The organism is Pseudomonas sp. BF-B-26, assembly GCF_019956495.1.
Lineage (GTDB): Bacteria > Pseudomonadota > Gammaproteobacteria > Pseudomonadales > Pseudomonadaceae > Aquipseudomonas.
The window spans coordinates 16,829-33,426 of record NZ_JAHBDP010000063.1 but is presented as its reverse complement, the minus strand read 5'-3'; the positions used below and the strand labels follow the sequence as shown (position 1 = coordinate 33,426).

The following is a 16,598-nucleotide window of genomic DNA, read 5'->3' as shown; positions in this document are numbered from 1 at the left end:
GTTTATGCCGCCTCTTCTTCTTTTTCCGAGTGAATAACCTGCCATACCGGTTGTTGAGCCTGAATATCCACTTCCTTGATCACTTCTTTCAGGGATTCCCACAGTTCGAGCCAGTCGCGCGTCCAGTTCTTCGGATCGATCGTCACCCCGAAGAAGGTTTTCATCTCCGCGGCAACCCTTGCCGGCCCCCACTCTGCCGCCCCGACGACCTCGCCCTTGTACGATTGCAACGCCAGAGTCACCAGGTACTGCGCCTTCACGCGCTTGGCCGATGTCAGGTCTGGCAACTTGGCGTGGGCGGTGATCAGCAGCACAGCGTTCATGACGTGGCGCATGGTCATTGCCGGGTGGTAGAGGTAATGCCCAAACTGCTGCACCTGGAACGGCAGTGTGTCGATGGCACGCAGGACCTTACCGATGGTGGCTAGATGCGCTGCGCGTGCGGTGGATCGGCCAATCGGTGTGCGGCGCGTCTCACTGATGCTGATTTTCTGTCGAACGATCTGGATACGTTCTTCCTTGTCATCGCCCAGGGCGGCAAACACGGCCTCATGGCGACGCATGCGGTTGCCGGCCTTCACCGGTGCCGATTCAGCCTTGTCGATTGCCACAGCGCTGATCGACGCGTTCGATTCGTGCTGCGACTCTGTCCATACCTGTCTTGCGTTGATCAGCTTCATGCTGCTTCCTTTTTTAGTTCTTTGGTCTTCGCCTGGTAATCGGCCTTGATGGTTTTCAGGTCTTCAATGGTGTAGCGCTTCGGGTCGTGCGGCCCCTCCAACCAATCCACCTTGTCAGCGCCGATGCGCTTCACCAGCTCGATGCGGTAATTCACGATGTCGCCGGACTTGTGCGTGTTGCATGGCGAGCATTGCCGGTGGCAGTTCAGCGGTTCGAATCGCAGCGCCGGATTACTCCCTACAGTCCGGTAATGCCCGGCGTCGTACTTGCCCTGGTGGTGTCGGCCGCAGCTGATGCACGGCAGAGCCGCGTCACGCTCACGAACCCAGGCGTTGAATGCGGTTTGGGCCTCTTTCATGTATTGACCCTTGGGCTTGATCCGCTCCTTGGCTGCGCGGATTTCCTTGCGGCCGATATCGGCCAACGATTTGCGCGCCTTTTCCTGATTCACATCCTTGATGGCCAGGCCGCACTTGGGGCTGCACACGGCCTGACCCAGGCGCTGCGGTGGGAAGCTGCCCCCGCACGCCGGGTTCTTGCACTTCTTGGGCTTGGGTTGTTTGGCGATCATGCAGCCTCCTTGCTGAGCAAATCGGTAAACACCACGCCTTGGCCGGTGAAGAACGCGGCGATGCGGTCGGTGTAGTTGATGCCTTGGGCACGGTTGAACAGGCTGGTAACGGGGAAGCCATCCGGACCGAACAGCTTGCACTCGCCCATCATGGCCAGCTTCTCCTCGTAGGGCAGGTGGCGCATGACCCGGTACCACGCAGCCTGGAACCCCGAGTCCTCGTTGAGCAGGATCTGCACGCCGAAGTGCAGCTTGCAGTAGCGCCGCGCATCCGCCGCATCGCCGATCTGGGTCATCTCGGCAATGCGCTTGTACATCCCGAACCACAATGAGTTCTGGTCAAGGGTGCGGTCCTTGCCCGGGCGAAGCGACACCACGACGAACTTCTTGTCCTTGTACATGGTGGTCAGGCTGGTGATGGCCTCGGTGAGCTTGGCCTGGCTGTTAACGCTGATTTTGTCAGTCATGTCCGGCCACCCTACTTGCCAATCCATCGATGGCTTCCCCCACCAGCTTTGTCAGCCGTTCGTTCTCGGCCAGCAGCTCCAGCGCCACTTCCTCGACGGTCTTCTCGCCAAGGAAGTCTTGCAGCGCTTCGGTGTTGCGCTTCCAGTCAGCGCAGTCGGCTCGAAATGAGGCTGCTTCAGCCCAGAGCAACGCCTTCAATTTCTCTTTGTCGATAGCCATCAGAACCCCTCCTTGCCGCGCTGAGATTCCCACTCGAACGGAATGACGATTACCCCGCCCTCCCGCAAACGATCCGCACACCGCTCGCCGATCGCGGCCGGCAATGCCTTGGCATCCAGGTTGGAAACGATCACCGTCGGGCGCTGTTCCTCGTAACGGCCGTTGATGATTGCGAACAGCGTGGTCAGCTCGAAGTCGCTGGGCTTTTCCTTGCTGACGCCGATCTCGTCGAGGATGAGCAGCGACGGGCTGACGAGACTCGACAGGATCTGGCTTTCGCTCTGCTCGCTGGTCCGGTCGTACGTGGCGCGGATCGCTTGCAGCACGGCGCCGACAGTGCGGTACACGGCGGTGGCGCCCGATCTGGCCATGATCTCGTTTGCGATGGCCACGGATAGGTGAGTCTTGCCAGTGCCAGGCTTGCCCAGCAGCAACAGGCAACGGCCCGACTCGGCGATCAGCGAGAACTCAGCAGCGTACCGGCGGCAGGTGTTCAGCGCCTTGTGCTGCTCGGCTGTGGTGGCCATGTAGCCTTCGAAGGTTTTGCCAGCGAAGCGCTTCGGGATCAGCGCCGAGCCAAGCTTGCGCTCCATGGCCATGCGGAGCATCAGCGCCTTACTTTGGCGCTCAGACTCTTCCGTCGCTTCCTGGGCAATGCGGGAGCACTCGGGGCAGCCGGTCTTCAGCTCGCGGCCGATGACCGAGAAAATCTTCTGCTCGAATTCACCGTGGGTTTCGCAATCGGCGGGCTGGATGCGAGTTCCTGGCGGAAGCTCGGGGGTCGGTTGTACTGGTTCAGAACGCATAGCTACCGTCCTCCCGCTGGATCAGTCCGTCGGTGTAGTTGCGGTCATCGAAGCCGGTGTGACGGGACTGAGCGACCGGTGCCGGGGCCGACTCGGCCATGCGCTTGATCACCCAGGACGCCTTGAATCCCTGCCACCCAGAAGTCAGCGCCTCGGTGATCGCGTCGGCGGCGGTGATCCCGGCTTCGACGCACTTGGCCAGTTCAGCGTTGACGGTTGACCAGACGGTTGCGGTGACGGCGGCGCGCTTGGCCTTGCGTTGGGTTAGCCAGTCGGCCAGCAGTTGTTCAGGGACGTTGTGCGGGTTGTCGGCCAGCAGCTGGGTCATGCCGAACGGAGCCTTGCGATCAGGCTTCGGTTGTTCCGGTTGCTCTTGGGGCGGATTAATCTCTTCCGAAGGAAGAGTTAATAGGGGTTCTTTCTTTGTATAAAGAAGGCAAGTTGCCGTTTTGGTCTCACTCGCATCAGGTCTCAGTGAGACGATTTGGGCTGAGTGAGACGATTTGGTCTCAGTGAGATTTACAGGTTTTTCCTCATAGAAGGACCACTCGCGAATAGGGGAAATCCCGATATCACCTCGGCTTCCCCCTACCCGGAAAATGATTCGACGCTCAAGGAGATGACTGATCGCTTTCGACGTGACGTCTCGGCGCATGTTGGTCTGCTTGCCGATATCGTCGGCGGTCAGGCGCTTGGTTTCGAGTTGATAGCCGATGGTCTGCCGTGCAATGGCCATGAGAACGCGCAGTTCGCGCGCTGGCAGGTCAACCGTAGCCAAAGCCTCCATCAGGCTGTTGTCCATACGGGTGAATCCCCTGCTGCTGTTCAGCTGGATGATGTTGTCGGGGGTCATTGCTTGACTCCCTGAGAGCGAATTTTGAGACGCGACACGTTTTGCGAATAATGAAAACGTGTCGCGACACTAGTTGGGGTATTTACAGAAGCGCTAGAACTCTGCATGATTCGCCTCACAGATGCTTTACGTTGTACGCAGTTGAAGAAACCGCCGGGCCTGGCGGTTTTTTTTCGCCTGCGTTTTGTGTGAATTCGATATTCATCAGGCGGCCTTCAGCGATTCGCGCAGCACGTGCAGCGCGTCGATGGCTTCCTGGATGGCTTTATCGCCCTGGGCTTTTTCGTGCTGGCTGATGTGGTTGTCAGAGGCGGCGTCGAAAATCAGCCGGCCTACGTCTCCGCACTCGGCGGTCAAGTGGCATAGGGCAGCCATGAGTGGCTTCGGCTCTGGGCGCTTGCGCAGCACAACGTCACATTCGAACTGGTTGGTGAGTGCGCTCAACACGCTCAGGCGCCCTTCAAGTGGCAGATGAGTCAGAACCATCCCGAGCATCTGGATATTCATCTTGTGATTCGCCCGATTTGGGTTCGCACAGTCCAGTAGCGTGGTTTCGTTCACGCCCATCCGCTTAGCCAGCGCAGTACCACCGTCGGCCTTCACTTCCCGGTGCAGCGTTCTTTCAAATTCTTCCATTGCGAAATCCTCTCTTCTTCTCGCGTGGCACCGAGCCACTACTTCCGCGATCATTCGTTCATCAACTGATCAGGGATGAACCCGTGACCCTTTCTTCTTCCAGTCCCGAACCAGGGACCAGCACCAAATCTGAAAACTGTCACCGGCCTGCCCTTCTCGCTCTCCAGTCCCTAATAAGGGGCGGAACTCATCGCTTGATGGCGAAGGTCAGGATGTTGCTGTCGGGCTTTGCTGAATCACACATCGCCTTCTTGAGCCCCGGCATCGCCATTCGCACAAGTTCGGTGGCCAATGCATCTGGGGTGATCCCCATCTCAAGCGCCCAACGCGCCAGTTCTTCAGTTGTGTTCTTCCTGAGATCCACTACTGCGTCGGGCATAAGTCCCCCTCTGTTTCCTTTTCAGGCCTGTCGCTTCTCAAGCTCAAACGGCAACTCACCCAGGGTTCGCCTGACCTCAAGCGCCGCTTCGATGATTTCCCGGCTGAGCACGCTGTGTTGCAGCTTCATGTCGCGAGCCACGTCCTTGAGCTCTTGGAAGACTTCGTCATCGAGCCGCACCTTCAATTGGTGCTCGTGCCGATGCGCTTTGTCGTCGTAGGCCATAGGTTCACTTCCGCTTTCGGGGTGACGGTGCTGGGTTAGGCGGCGGATTTTTTTAGGGCTGCCTGCGCCGGGAAGGACTTGAGCTCATGCGCTTCAAAAGTCCCGTCCGAGTTGCAGGTGACTGAAATGTTTCGCTCGGCCGCGATGGCTTTGCTGATTGCGGCAGGGCTGACCCCCAGAGCCTTGGCCGCAAAGGCCTGCCCTTTCGTAGCAACCAGCTCTGTAAGAGGGATCTGCTTCATTCTGGATTCTCGAATGGTGTTTTCGAGAACGATATTAACCGCCGGTTAGGTTTCTAGCAATACCGCCGGTTGCCGCAAATAAATTAACCAACGGTTAAATTTCACGGATGAGCAAAAAGAAAGAACTGTCCCCAGAGCTAAAAGCTGAGTGCGACGCCGCGAAGGCGCTTTTCGTATCGAAAAAAAACGCCCTTGGCCTCACTCAAGCGAGCCTTGCAGAAGCAGCTGATATTTCTGCTGCCGCTGTCGCCATGTACCTGAACGGCACCAACCCGCTGAACGTAAAGTTTGCGGCGGTACTGTCTCGCCTGCTTGATGTACCTGTTGAGAGATTCAGCAAGAGACTTGCGAAGGAGATCAGCGGGCTCACCAGCGGTGCTGAGCGCACGAACGCTTCCGTGCCAGGTGCGACAGCTTCAGACATCGTTCGTCAAATGCTAGAGAAGCAGGGGAAATCGCTTTCTGAGACTGCGCGCAGACGATTACTTGCAGCCGCTGAAGCCGACGATGGCGGAGGCGTCATCGAACTCGACTACTACCGACCTGGCGTGGTGGGTGACGAGGTTTGGATTGCCCATTACGACGTGCGGGCTGCAATGGGTGGTGGGCAGATCCCTCACGACTATCCCGAGATGTTTCAGGACGTCCGCGTGAGTCCCCAGCACCTGCGCGAGATGGGCGTTGAATTCAAAGAACACTTCCACCTGAAGATGGTTACGGGCTGGGGCCAGTCCATGGCGCCGACGATCAAGCACCGCGACCCGCTCTTGGTCGATGTCAGCGTCCGCGAGTTCTCAGGAGATGGGATCTACATGTTCTCTTGGGAAGGTCACCTGTACATCAAGCGTCTTCAGTGGATTGGTGATGATCAGATCAAGATGCTTTCCGATAACGATAGGCATCCTCCGCAAACGATCAGGGCCGATGAGACCTTCATCCATGCACGAGTGCTGCTCGTTTGGAATGCTCACTTGGTATAGCGCTATACCACGCCGCGGCACGGTAACCATAATTTGAAAGGAATCAGCAATTGAAATCAAATTGGCAGAAAAAGTCGGGGCCATGGGGGCGGGACTTATTGATAAGAAAAGAGTTCATCGGAAACTCTGATATTGTGTTACTCGGCAGGACATTAGTTACACCACCCTCTTCACTTAGTTTTTTTGAAAAAAACTACCTGCAATTTTTTATGTTCATATCCGAATTAGAAACGCTGTCAAAAACATCAAAAATTCTTATTGACATGAACCATGTTTACGAAGTTAAAACGGCAGCCCTCTTAGTCCTGTATGCAACCATAGAGATCATACAGCTTAGAACCGAAGACAAAGATATTATAAAATTCACAACATGTGGAAATAAAAAAGTTTCCATATCACTATGGCAAGCGGGATTCTGGGATATAACAAATCAAAACGAATTGATGCCAGAATACAAAAAATTAAAAAAGGAACTGGAAATCTGCACTGCGTCACTTGCAGCCACTAAAGCTGGTGATGAAAGCCAACTGAGAAAAGTTGTTGAGTATGCTCAAGCGACAGTTTTAGAATCTGGCTTGGATGATGAATCAGACTTGCTAGCATATAATGCTATTACAGAGTCTGTGAGCAATGTCTGGCAACATGCTTATGATGAGGCATTTTTTGAAAACGGAATAGACGTTGAGCTCGCTCACTGGTGGATCAACGTTGAACGTATTCGCGATCAGTTCTTCATCGTAGTTTACGACCGCGGCGCCGGAATACCCTATACGCTCCAAAAGAAGTCTTGGTATAAGATCGCACTTGTAGACGCTCAAGGAACAGTGCACGAGATTCCTGCTGACGCACTTAGTATCAAACTTGCAGTTGAGTATGGGAATTCTAGATTTAAAAATGACAATAGGGGTAAAGGGCTTTCGGAGGCGAAAGAATTCGTTCAGTCTAACCCTATGGGAACTATGCTTATCTACAGTGGTTTTGGAGACTTTGCTTTTTACAGCGAAAGTGATACAACCGACCTGAGGGAGCTTCCTCTGCGCTTCCCTGGCACATTGATACAATGGAATTTGAGACTGGAGACAAAGAAATGAGCGTGCCGCACACCATATTTGTCGCAACCGAGTTCGGTGACATGCCTCATGGGCGAAACGATAAGGACGGCAAGCTGAATGGTGAAAAATTTCGGAAAGAACATCTTTTGCCTGCTTTAGCCGAGCATGAAGAGGTCCTAGTTGATTTTGATGGAGCAAAAGGCTGTGGCTCTTCATTTGCAGATGAGTCCTTTGCCGGTCTCATAGATCATGAAGGATGGACAAAAGACGAAGTAGTTCGGCGCATAACTTACAAATTTAGATTCAAGAGCGTAATAAAAAACATTTATAAATATATTGACGAAGCAGAGGCAAGGAGGCTGGAAAAGTGCTGAAGACATTATCTGAGCTGTCTCAAGCAGGCCTATTTACCGCTGCGTTTGCATTAATTGGCTGGATCTTCGTTTACTTAAACTCAAGATCTCTCGCACGACAAAGCGAAGTAAACACAATCACTGCATCAATTGAAAAAATGCTTCAAGAGGTTGCTGACGAAAACAATAAATTCTGGCGGGACACAGCGGCGGCAGAGGATCATGCTAAGCCTCGGCTATTCAATGCATTCATTAATTTTAGATGTGATTTTATTGAAGAAAAGATCCAATTTCTCAATAAGAAATGCGAATCTGCGTTTTTGGATATCGACCACGCTAGATTTGAAGATTGCATAATTGATCTTATTGCTCAAATCAGGGATCGCTCCACGTTCGACTCGGAAATGGCTCAGCAAGTCGAAGATAAGGTGGCCAGGGTATTAGAGATCAACTATCTAAGCATGACACTTTACACGAATATTTACGACTTCTTACGGACACGCTACATGTCTGGTAGCAGATTCACAAAAGCTCCTTATTAAAACTTAGCAACAAAGCTTCGGGTAGGAATCTATACAAGCTTATAGCTTTATATGGGAAGTCGCCCGCCAAAAAGCGGGCTTTTTTGTGCCCGTCAGAATTGCGCCGGTTCTTCGACTGGCTCATAAACCTCTACCGTCCGATCCTCTTCCGCGCTCGCCTCCCACTTTAGCGTCACCGACTCATCGTCGTTGACTGCCATGTCGATGCCATCCGTCTCGTTTAACAGCCCCACCACCTCCTCCCACTCCCGATCTCCATCCGTGTCCAGGCGATGGATCGTCACCCAGCGCTGAATCTGCGCTACAGGGTGATTGATCATCGACGAGACGCGCAGCCCCAGCCGTTCAATCCCGCTCATCTCCAGCCGCTCTACCTGCTTTTCTTGTTTTTTCGCCTTTGCCATCTCGCCTCCTAAACACTGGTTATATATACAGGTTACGTAGAAGCATACGTCATCACATCGCAAAATAAATTAACCGCCGGTATTGACTGGATATAAACCGCCGGTTAACTTACATCCATCGCAACCCAGTCCCCACATCGGGACCGGCTGCGAAGGGTCGAGAGATCCGCTGCTCTTTAACAGCTCAGGATCCTCGCCATCGACTACCCCGGGTTTCAGCCGGTAAGAGCGAGCAATAAATAGTTGATGCCACGCCAGCTCTGGAACTGGCCGTGCTCACCTGATGTGAGTACGCGAAACCACGCAAGCCAGCCGTACCAGCACCGAACACGAAATGTGCGACGACGGCCAGAGATATGAATCCGGCAATGCGCGTGGTGGAGAAACGGAAATTTTCACTGATGCACCTGGTGACGGGTGCATTGGGAAAACAACCGGAGCAACAGAAATGGATCAACCAGCGACAACAACGAAATGCACCCGCTGCGGAAAGCCTGCCGATCCGGTGGTTTACAAAACCATCATCGACCAGGCCTACGACCCGGTGCGCCAGAAGAAATACGTTCGGCAGCAATCCCTGCCGTTCTGCAGCGAGGAACACGCAAACCACCACCAATGGTCTTGCGAAGGCTGAAGCATCACCTCTGTCCATTCAGCGAGTGGGCAGACGGATGCAGATGAAAGCGGACGTGGCCTCGGACCAGCGGGAGCTGAGGCATTCAACAAATAGACGTAGCGGCCTTATTTGGCCATCTGCATCCCCAGCACCAGGCCGCATCGGAGAGTGATCGAAGCGTGCCCAAGCGGGCTGCAGCGCTAGGATCGCAAAGCCCCGGAAATGTCCTGAGCCGGTATGAGCGAGACGGCCAACACTATAAACGCGGCGGGAAACAAGCAGGGGTTGCGCCCTGGTGTTTCGATCACTCTCCGATGCGGACGAATCCCCGGCTTATACCGGCCACCTGCATGCAACAAACCAGAGAACGGCGAGCGCCCGCCAAAATGCCAACGGCGCGCATTGAAGGATGACCATCATGAAATAGACCAACGCTTCCCCGCGTGGCACAGCAAGCCTGAAGGCTGCGCCCAACACCCATACAGGCAGCGGACAGTAGGCCGTCGATGCCACCGCGCATCGGCCGGGTTTCCGGTAGGCCACCCCAGCGCACGAAGACAACTTGATGCTGCAAACCCAGGCCGTCGCCAGTAGCGGGCCTGGGCACCCTTCCCGCCCGATAAATCCCGCATGCGACTTCCCACGGCGCCCTCCGGTAGCTGGCCGTGCTGCGAGGTCGCAGCCGAGTTTTGTTGGATCAACCACAGAGGTATTCGCGATGCGCCCAGTAATGACTCGAATCGGCAATTCCCGCTCCGGCTTCAAGAGCGCTGGTAAAGCGCTGTTCCATCACTGGGGTGTAGACACGATTGAAGCTGATACCGGCTTTGGAAACTACACCGTGGCGGTCGTCGAGTATCCGGACGGCCGTGTCGACATCTTTCCCCCGGCGAACATTTTGTTCCTCGATGTGCAGGACCAGGGTCAGGCGGTCATCGACACCTTCACCGGCGAAGCGAAAGTCACTTAACCCGCCACTCTGGAGGCGACCATGGCAACCAGCTATGCAGACGGTGCGCAAGCCCGCGAGTGGGATAGGCGCTACGACGCGTGGGGTCGCGAGAAGAAAGCGAAGCCCGACGAGTTCCACGACTACGAAGCCTCCGTACAGATGCGCACTCAGGCGCTGGCTGATCGTGCCGCCCGTGCAATTGAAGAGCGCAAAAGCCTGAAGCGGCGCATTACCGCAACCATGGCTCAAATGGAAATGGTGTGTCCGCCAAAAGGAGGCGCAGCGTGAGCACTCAACAACGCGACCACGATACGGCGGTCACCTGGATCGAAGGCGAGATCGACAACATGATCCGCGATTTGGGCCAGCCAAACGCCAGCTCGGCGGCGACATCGGCTATCACTTTGGCCTACCTGCTGCGCGTCATCGACGACGGCGAGCAGCGTCACTACAGGGCGCGCATCGACCAGATCTACGCCACCTATAACGAATCGATCCGGCAAGGAGCTGCAGCATGACGACCGCACCAGTTAAATCACTAATCGACGAGCAGCTCGACGAGATCGAATCGAAGCTGATCCTGCTGGGTTTCGGCCTACCGTTCAACGAGGTGATTGGCAAGTCTCGCGAAGCTCTGGTCGCCAGCCTACCGCGCCGTCTGGCGGCAACCATGAAAGGCGGCCGGATCGCGGTGAGGGTTCGGCCATGACTTCCTATCAGCGCGCAAAGCGCTTTTGGTTCTGGCGAGGCTCAGCCATCGCCCTACTCTTCTTCACCGCCTGGATGCTGGCAAGCGCCTACTCCGGCCAGCTCACTCAATAACCCACACCTTCAAAGCTGCGCACCGCGCCGCAAGGAACTGTCATGTCCGCAAATACTAAACAAGCACAAGAATCGCTCGAAATGAGCGAAACCGACGACGTACAAAAATCTGTAGTTCCTGCGGTTGCCGTCACCGACATCGCCGAATATCGGCCGCACGAGGAACAGATCGTTCGTCTGGAGACCACTTACGCGAAGCTGGTCGTTGACTGCTCGACCAGCGAAGGTTTGGCGAATGCGAAGGAAGTTCGCGTTGATATCCGCGACGTGCGCTACGCCCTGGCGAACACCACCAAGACGGCGCTCGTTCCATATCAACAGAAAGTCAAAGATGCCCAGGCTCGCGTCAACCAGGTTAAGGAATTCGGCGAGGCCCTGAAGGATCGAGTCCTGGCAATCGAGGCGCCTGTTGACGAAGCAATCAAGGCCGAAGAAAAACGCGTAGCTGACGCCAAAGCCGAGCGCGAGCGTGTCGAGGCTGAACGTGTCGAAGCTATCCGGACGAAGATTACCCGCTTTAGTTCTGTCGCTGCTGCATATGCAAGCCGCAGCGCTGCTGATGTCGCAAGCGTCCTGCAAAGCGTCAAGGAGTCGGTGATTCTGCCCGAAGAATATGCTGAGTTCGAAGCTGAAGGCACCATCGCTCGCGACAACGCTATTGAGCAGCTTGAAACGCTACACAGGTCTGCCGTTGAACGAGAAGAGGCTGCCGCCAAGCTGCTGGCCCAACAGAAAGAACTTGATGAGCTGCGCGAGAAGCAGCGCATCGCCGATGAGAACGCGGAGAAGGAACGCCAACGGATCGCAGCAGAAGATCGCCAGCGCATTGCAGATCAGCAAGCAGAATTGAACCGGCAGCGCGAGCAACTGCAGCGCGATCAAGACGCTCAGCGCCTAAAGGACGAGCAGAACCAACGCGACCAGGAAGAACTGGCTCGCCTGCGCGCACAAGCTGCCGCACCGGCACCACTAACTGCCGTGACTCCGGCTCTGGTTGCAGAGAAGGTTGAAATCGCCCCCATCTGCACACATGCGGTCGCCTCTGAATCGGACGATGTGACCACGACCGCGCCATCGGTTGACGACATTGTCGAGGTGGTAGCCCTAGGCTTCGACGTGGACCTCGGCACTGCTCGCGCTTGGCTTCAAGCCATCCGTTTCTAACCACCCTTTCCATCTAAAGGTCGACTCACTCCTTGTCGGCCACGGAGAGCGCAATGAACGATTCAGACACCCAAGCACCAACCGGCCTCGCCACGTACCACGATCCATCGCACAACGCAGCAGCGCTCATTCTCGATCCAGGCACCATGAAGTCGATGAGCGACCTCGCGCTGATGATGTCGAAGGGCGTGACAACAGTCCCCAAGCATCTGAAGGGCAATCAAGCTGACTGCATGGCGGTAGTGCTACAAGCAATGCAGTGGCAGATGAACCCTTTCGCTGTTGCGCAGAAGACGTTCATCGTCAACGGCGGCGCCCTGAGCTACGAGGCGCAGCTCGTCAACGCAGTGATCACCGCCAAGGCACCAGTCAAGGGTCGCCTGAACTTCGAGTGGTTCGGCAGCTGGGAAAACGTCATCGGGAAGATGCGCGAAGTCACCAGCAAGACCAAGAAGGACGAGGACACTGGCGAGTTCAAAAAGTACCGGGTTCCGGGCTGGAGCTTTGACGATGAGAAAGGTCTCGGGATTAAAGTTTGGGCAACCTTCAAAGGCGAAGACGAGCCGCGCGTTCTGGAGCTACTGCTCACCCAGGTCCGCACGCGGAACTCTACGCTTTGGGCGGAAGACCCCAAGCAACAGATTGCCTACCTGGTGACGAAAAAATGGGCGAGACTCTTCTGCCCTGACGTCATCCTCGGCGTCTATACACCCGATGAGTTCGAAGACTCGTACGGCGGCGAAATCGATATCACCCCTGCGAAGCAGGCTTCAAACACCGCCGCCGCTACCGCTGTGTCGTTCGGTCCGAAATCCCCCTCACCGGAAATCGACGGAGTATTCGCCGACCTTTTGGCCGTCGCGAAACAGCAGGACATCGACGCCTATGCGGCAGCTTGGGCAGGTCTCAAGCCGAAGCAGCGCGCAGCAATCGGTCTGGAGTGCCATGAAGCGCTCAAGTCCATGGCGGCAACTGTTGATGGCGACTTCACAGACATAACTAGCACCCACGACGACCTGTCTCAGGCCGAGGAAGCGGCGTAGTGAGAACGGAACTTCAAGGCACTGAGAAGTGGAATGCAGACCGATCTGGGCGAGTAACCGCCAGCCGGTTTAAAGACGTGGTGGCATGGGGTAAGCCCGACAAAAATGGCAAGCGCGAGCCGATGCAAGCGCGTACCTCCTACATGCGCGAACTGTGCTTCGAGCGACTGGCAAAGAAGTCGAAACACAACGTCAGCAGTGCTTCCATGAAGTGGGGCCACACCGAAGAGCAGAAGGCGCAGGACGCCTATGAGATGTTGACCGGCAACATCGTCGTACCGTCCGCGTTCATTGTCCACCCGAAGTACGACTGGCTCGGCTGCTCGCCAGACGGCCTGATCAACGATGACGGGGGCACCGAGTCGAAGTGTCCATTCAACGAGGCGATACACGTCAGGACTTGGCTCGAAGGCATGCCGGAGGAACACATGCCGCAGGTCCAAGGCTGCATGTTCGTTACGGGCCGGAAATGGTGGGACTTTCTGTCGTTCGATTCTCGCCAAGATGAAGAGTGCCAGCTCTACATCGAGACGATTCACCGCGACGAAGACTACATCGCAAACCTGCACAAAGAGCTGGTCCAGTTCAATCTGGAGCTGAATCGCATGGTCGATGAGGTCGCGGACAAGGCCCGGGCGCAAGCCCATCGCTTAGGAGCTTGAACATGATCAGCAATCTTAAATACGACATCGAGTTCCGGCGCGAGAAAGCGTTGGAGCTTTCCAGCCAGGTCGAACAGCACCTGGCCGCGGGCGGGCGTTTCACCAGATCGGAGCCCGCTCAAATCAATCCACCACCTGCTGAGCGTTCCACAAAGATCGATCCAGACACCGTCCTCAAACGCCGCCCCAAGGCGATGACACGGGCTGAGCGGTTGGCGCTTCGCAAAATGGCGGACTCACTATGAGCAAGCGCAAACCCAACAACATGCGCGCCCGAGTCGAGCGATCGTGCCGGGCACTGCTCAACACCAACCAAGTCGCAGTGGTGAACATCGATCCCAGCGGCCATCAGGGCATGATCAATTACAAGTCGCTGAAGAACATCGCGCCCGGGAAGATTGGCCAGGCCGTGTGCGGCATCCCCCACCGCTGGACGATCTACCTCAGCGCGCTCTGTATTGATGCCCGCGGCGACCGCTACAGCAAGTCGATTGAGGTGGCGCCGGACGGCGTCTATCTCTCCGACCATCTGGAAGACGTGATCGAGCATTGCTACAAGAATTTGCGTGACTCCGCCAATCAAAGCCAGATGGTGGCTTCTGGTTGGATCGCGATTCCTGAATCCATATCGCTCGACGAGGCTCACGCTGCGCGGATATTTGAAGCGGTCGGAGCCTGGAATCAGGTCAAGGTAGCAGCGTGAGACGCTTCCGCGTGCAGCAACGCAAACGACAAACCTGGCTGGCGATGCCGGCCAGCGGCATAGAAGAGGTTGGCCATGGCCAAGAGTGGACAAGAGCGATCGGCGAAGGCCGCCGAGAAGCGGATCGAGTTCGACGAGAAGGAACTGCGACATCGGGTCAGGCTCGGCACCCGGCAGAAGCTTGATGAACTGATGGCCTGGAACGGCATCACGGAAATCAACGAGGCGGTACAGAACCTAATTCTGAACGCTCATGCGCTCGGACCAACCCTTTCATTTCAAGCAATGGAAAGTCCGCGCCACAAAGTGCAGATTAGTGAAAACGTGGCGCGGATGTTTCGGAATGAAAGCCTGGCTGAGCTTAGGCGCGAGCCGGGCGACGAAGTAGTTACGCCGCAGGCTTAAAGAAAGTACACATCCTCTGGTTTGAACTCGCGCCGTATAGAGTGAGACTCAGACGGACAATCGGAATGGCCGACAAGCCCCTTCCAGAATTCATCATCAAACCAGTCCAGCAGATAGAAATAATGGCACGCGCTGATCAGAGAGCCTCGGTCCCACTCTGCACCAGGATGACCTGTTCCATGAATGCCGTAGTGATCCTCAAGCTGATAAAAGGAAATCTTTTCTTTCTTCAGCCACTTGTCGTCGAGAAGTTTTGCCAGCTCAGCGATTTGCTCTTCACCGACGGGGAAATATTCCTTGTACGGCTCATGCCACGGAGCGGAATCATTACCGTAGGGATAAACGCCGTTATCCCAAGCGTATGCATACGCCGGCGTGATGTTCTTGGTCGCAGATTCGCTTGTAAAAAGGGTAAGCAGTTGAAACTTTTGAAGGTTGAAAAGCATTTCCGCTGTAGCTGACATCTTTCGCTCCTTACCGGCTCCATGCCGGGCCGAACACAAATACCCCAACCCAAACCAAATTGCCACCACCGGTCACGGAGGGCGGCGCCTGCATTGGAGATTCAGCTATCTCCTCTTACTGCAACGAAATCGCCCCATACCTTGACAAGTGGCAGCGCATATCCATCTAGTCGGTAATGTGCATTTCCGAATAACTTTGCTTCTAATGCCTAGGCGTCAGGCACAACGAAACGTAATTTCATGGAAGCAACGTCCCAGTCAATGTCAAAAGAGACGAATATGTCAGAGACACATACTCTCCGATAACTACATGTAATTTTTCGCGAACACTATTAATCATCAATGGATAGCCTTTGCTAGCAGCCTCGAGATATAGCTTCTCGGCCGTGACAGCGCCCGCTTTATGATAATCAGAGCTAAAACTAACCCGATAAAAAAGTTTAAATGCTTCCTTGGCTCCATCGGGATCAGTTGAAACTTTTAACGAATTGTCATTTACGTAATCACACAACTCTTCCAGCAAATCAATAAGATCACTAGTTTTTCTATATCTAGTCTCCTCCGGATTATCGATACTCATATTCCAAATTGCTTTCCTTTCAGCGCTTACGGCTGGGAGGTTAAGTCCCGATAACAATCGCTCGACAGGCATCTTGCATCTCCTTGGCTCAAAAATAGGGCCACTAAGCAATAGCCCACAAACACACTTCACGCCAGCTGACGAGGCAGGCGCCTGACTGGAGATACACCGTGGACAAGAACACGAAGATCCTGATTCCGGAAATCTCCGGCGAATGGACGGAGCGCCTGCGCTCTGGCAGCACCAACATCTGGAATCACGCGTTGCACGGCAAGCCACATCACAACGGGCGTCCCGAAGTGCGCCTGGCCCCACCCGAGGTAGGTCTGTACGCCGAGCGTATCGACGGCGCCTGGTACTGGGTTTCTGGCTGCGCGAAGTGCAACGGCACAGGCGAACAATGGAGCTACAGCGTTTGCGATAAGCACGACGTTTGCCGGCTGTGCAGCATTCACCGGTCAAAGCTGACAGAAACGCCATGGGGGCACCCTGATGGCTGGACCTGCAAACCCTGCCAAGATGCGGAAGATGCCCAGGCCAAAGCCGCGGCGCTGGCAAAGGTCGCCGAGGGCGAATACGACGAGTGGGATTATCGCTGCCAAGACGAGTGTAAGTGCCCGCACTGCGCCACAGTCATCCACATTGAGTCGGAGGACTATGGCGACAAGAACATGGAGTGCGATACATGCGGCGGCCAATTCGAATTGACCACCGAGTATTCAGTGACGTTCACGACCAAGGTGATTGGCGAACGCATTACCGGCTAACTCACCCTC

General features: G+C 55.3%; 29 protein-coding genes. 16 read left to right on the top strand and 13 right to left on the bottom strand.

All coding sequences use genetic code 11. The features are described 5' to 3' along the window. Positions 1-2: 2 nt before the first annotated feature. The 10 genes from KGB03_RS10115 to KGB03_RS10070 form a co-directional block, all read right to left on the bottom strand. Positions 3-680 carry a hypothetical protein gene (locus tag KGB03_RS10115; protein WP_223526978.1) on the bottom strand — a complete coding sequence of 226 codons (678 nt, stop codon included), beginning with the start codon at positions 678-680 and terminating at the stop codon, positions 3-5. Then, positions 677-1,252 (bottom strand): recombination protein NinG, encoded by a 576-nt coding sequence (locus KGB03_RS10110; protein ID WP_223526977.1) that lies wholly within the window; start codon positions 1,250-1,252, stop codon positions 677-679. The genes KGB03_RS10115 and KGB03_RS10110 overlap by 4 nt, the downstream gene beginning before the upstream one ends. Next, positions 1,249-1,719 carry a hypothetical protein gene (locus tag KGB03_RS10105; RefSeq protein WP_223526976.1) on the bottom strand — a complete coding sequence of 157 codons (471 nt, stop codon included), beginning with the start codon at positions 1,717-1,719 and terminating at the stop codon, positions 1,249-1,251. The genes KGB03_RS10110 and KGB03_RS10105 overlap by 4 nt, the downstream gene beginning before the upstream one ends. Then, the gene (locus KGB03_RS10100; RefSeq protein WP_223526975.1) at positions 1,712-1,939 is read right to left on the bottom strand and encodes a hypothetical protein; all 228 of its coding nucleotides are present in this window, start codon (positions 1,937-1,939) and stop codon (positions 1,712-1,714) included. The genes KGB03_RS10105 and KGB03_RS10100 overlap by 8 nt, the downstream gene beginning before the upstream one ends. Next, on the bottom strand, positions 1,939-2,745 hold the full coding sequence (locus tag KGB03_RS10095; protein WP_223526974.1) for an ATP-binding protein: 807 nt from the start codon (positions 2,743-2,745) through the stop codon (positions 1,939-1,941). Before KGB03_RS10095 ends, KGB03_RS10100 begins: the two co-directional genes overlap by 1 nt. Further along, positions 2,735-3,598, bottom strand: coding sequence for a replication protein (locus KGB03_RS10090; RefSeq protein ID WP_223526973.1), 864 nt, complete (start codon positions 3,596-3,598; stop codon positions 2,735-2,737). Before KGB03_RS10090 ends, KGB03_RS10095 begins: the two co-directional genes overlap by 11 nt. 204 nt (positions 3,599-3,802) lie before the next feature. Beyond that, complete coding sequence (locus KGB03_RS10085; RefSeq protein WP_223526972.1) at positions 3,803-4,234, bottom strand: phage regulatory CII family protein; 432 nt, start codon at positions 4,232-4,234, stop codon at positions 3,803-3,805. Positions 4,235-4,421: 187 nt separating this feature from the next. Beyond that, entirely contained in the window at positions 4,422-4,613 is a 192-nt protein-coding gene (locus KGB03_RS10080) for a hypothetical protein (RefSeq protein ID WP_223526971.1), read from the bottom strand. Between the two features lie 21 nt (positions 4,614-4,634). Beyond that, complete coding sequence (locus KGB03_RS10075) at positions 4,635-4,838, bottom strand: hypothetical protein (protein ID WP_223526970.1); 204 nt, start codon at positions 4,836-4,838, stop codon at positions 4,635-4,637. Positions 4,839-4,873: 35 nt separating this feature from the next. After that, a complete protein-coding gene (locus KGB03_RS10070; RefSeq protein WP_192416167.1) occupies positions 4,874-5,080 on the bottom strand; it encodes a Cro/CI family transcriptional regulator in 207 nt (68 codons plus the stop codon). 107 nt (positions 5,081-5,187) lie between these two features. Between KGB03_RS10070 and KGB03_RS10065 the strand changes: the two genes are divergently transcribed. Genes KGB03_RS10065 through KGB03_RS10050 form a run of 4 tightly spaced genes read left to right on the top strand, consistent with a single transcriptional unit; the run spans position 5,188 to position 8,007 of the window. Continuing rightward, complete coding sequence (locus tag KGB03_RS10065) at positions 5,188-6,060, top strand: helix-turn-helix transcriptional regulator (RefSeq protein WP_223526969.1); 873 nt, start codon at positions 5,188-5,190, stop codon at positions 6,058-6,060. Positions 6,061-6,110: 50 nt separating this feature from the next. After that, positions 6,111-7,151 (top strand): ATP-binding protein, encoded by a 1,041-nt coding sequence (locus tag KGB03_RS10060; RefSeq protein WP_223526968.1) that lies wholly within the window; start codon positions 6,111-6,113, stop codon positions 7,149-7,151. Continuing rightward, positions 7,148-7,486, top strand: a complete 339-nt coding sequence (locus KGB03_RS10055; protein ID WP_223526967.1) for an STAS-like domain-containing protein — start codon at positions 7,148-7,150, stop codon at positions 7,484-7,486. The genes KGB03_RS10060 and KGB03_RS10055 overlap by 4 nt, the downstream gene beginning before the upstream one ends. After that, positions 7,480-8,007 carry a hypothetical protein gene (locus tag KGB03_RS10050; RefSeq protein WP_223526966.1) on the top strand — a complete coding sequence of 176 codons (528 nt, stop codon included), beginning with the start codon at positions 7,480-7,482 and terminating at the stop codon, positions 8,005-8,007. The genes KGB03_RS10055 and KGB03_RS10050 overlap by 7 nt, the downstream gene beginning before the upstream one ends. A gap of 92 nt (positions 8,008-8,099) precedes the next feature. Here KGB03_RS10050 and KGB03_RS10045 read toward each other — a convergent pair whose 3' ends face one another. Continuing rightward, positions 8,100-8,411, bottom strand: a complete 312-nt coding sequence (locus KGB03_RS10045) for a DUF1654 domain-containing protein (protein ID WP_223526965.1) — start codon at positions 8,409-8,411, stop codon at positions 8,100-8,102. Positions 8,412-8,745: 334 nt separating this feature from the next. On the opposite strand from KGB03_RS10045, the gene KGB03_RS10040 reads away from it, so the two are divergent. The 11 genes from KGB03_RS10040 to KGB03_RS09990 all read left to right on the top strand — a co-directional run bounded on the left by KGB03_RS10040 (position 8,746) and on the right by KGB03_RS09990 (position 14,778). Then, entirely contained in the window at positions 8,746-9,045 is a 300-nt protein-coding gene (locus KGB03_RS10040) for a hypothetical protein (protein WP_223526964.1), read from the top strand. Positions 9,046-9,745: 700 nt separating this feature from the next. Next, on the top strand, positions 9,746-9,997 hold the full coding sequence (locus KGB03_RS10035; protein ID WP_223526963.1) for a hypothetical protein: 252 nt from the start codon (positions 9,746-9,748) through the stop codon (positions 9,995-9,997). A 21-nt stretch (positions 9,998-10,018) separates the two neighbouring features. Then, positions 10,019-10,267, top strand: coding sequence for a hypothetical protein (locus KGB03_RS10030; protein ID WP_223526962.1), 249 nt, complete (start codon positions 10,019-10,021; stop codon positions 10,265-10,267). Further along, positions 10,264-10,497: a hypothetical protein gene (locus KGB03_RS10025; protein ID WP_223526961.1), complete on the top strand. Its 234-nt coding sequence runs from the start codon at positions 10,264-10,266 to the stop codon at positions 10,495-10,497. Before KGB03_RS10030 ends, KGB03_RS10025 begins: the two co-directional genes overlap by 4 nt. Next, on the top strand, positions 10,494-10,688 hold the full coding sequence (locus tag KGB03_RS10020) for a hypothetical protein (RefSeq protein WP_223526960.1): 195 nt from the start codon (positions 10,494-10,496) through the stop codon (positions 10,686-10,688). The genes KGB03_RS10025 and KGB03_RS10020 overlap by 4 nt, the downstream gene beginning before the upstream one ends. A gap of 155 nt (positions 10,689-10,843) precedes the next feature. Next, positions 10,844-11,965: a hypothetical protein gene (locus KGB03_RS10015; protein WP_223526959.1), complete on the top strand. Its 1,122-nt coding sequence runs from the start codon at positions 10,844-10,846 to the stop codon at positions 11,963-11,965. 53 nt (positions 11,966-12,018) lie between these two features. Next, positions 12,019-13,008: a RecT family recombinase gene (locus KGB03_RS10010; RefSeq protein ID WP_223526958.1), complete on the top strand. Its 990-nt coding sequence runs from the start codon at positions 12,019-12,021 to the stop codon at positions 13,006-13,008. Further along, entirely contained in the window at positions 13,008-13,670 is a 663-nt protein-coding gene (locus tag KGB03_RS10005) for a lambda exonuclease family protein (protein ID WP_223526957.1), read from the top strand. The genes KGB03_RS10010 and KGB03_RS10005 overlap by 1 nt, the downstream gene beginning before the upstream one ends. Before the next feature lie 2 nt (positions 13,671-13,672). Continuing rightward, positions 13,673-13,915 carry a hypothetical protein gene (locus KGB03_RS10000; protein ID WP_223526956.1) on the top strand — a complete coding sequence of 81 codons (243 nt, stop codon included), beginning with the start codon at positions 13,673-13,675 and terminating at the stop codon, positions 13,913-13,915. Continuing rightward, entirely contained in the window at positions 13,912-14,373 is a 462-nt protein-coding gene (locus KGB03_RS09995) for a hypothetical protein (protein WP_223526955.1), read from the top strand. The genes KGB03_RS10000 and KGB03_RS09995 overlap by 4 nt, the downstream gene beginning before the upstream one ends. A 75-nt stretch (positions 14,374-14,448) precedes the next feature. Further along, positions 14,449-14,778 carry a hypothetical protein gene (locus KGB03_RS09990; RefSeq protein WP_223526954.1) on the top strand — a complete coding sequence of 110 codons (330 nt, stop codon included), beginning with the start codon at positions 14,449-14,451 and terminating at the stop codon, positions 14,776-14,778. On the opposite strand, the gene KGB03_RS09985 is transcribed toward KGB03_RS09990, so the two are convergent. Then, positions 14,775-15,242: a hypothetical protein gene (locus KGB03_RS09985; RefSeq protein ID WP_223526953.1), complete on the bottom strand. Its 468-nt coding sequence runs from the start codon at positions 15,240-15,242 to the stop codon at positions 14,775-14,777. The two genes, KGB03_RS09990 and KGB03_RS09985, sit on opposite strands and share 4 nt — an antisense overlap. 238 nt (positions 15,243-15,480) lie before the next feature. Further along, positions 15,481-15,894: a hypothetical protein gene (locus KGB03_RS09980; RefSeq protein WP_223526952.1), complete on the bottom strand. Its 414-nt coding sequence runs from the start codon at positions 15,892-15,894 to the stop codon at positions 15,481-15,483. A gap of 98 nt (positions 15,895-15,992) precedes the next feature. On the opposite strand from KGB03_RS09980, the gene KGB03_RS09975 reads away from it, so the two are divergent. Beyond that, entirely contained in the window at positions 15,993-16,589 is a 597-nt protein-coding gene (locus KGB03_RS09975; protein WP_223526951.1) for a hypothetical protein, read from the top strand. Positions 16,590-16,598 lie beyond the last annotated feature (9 nt).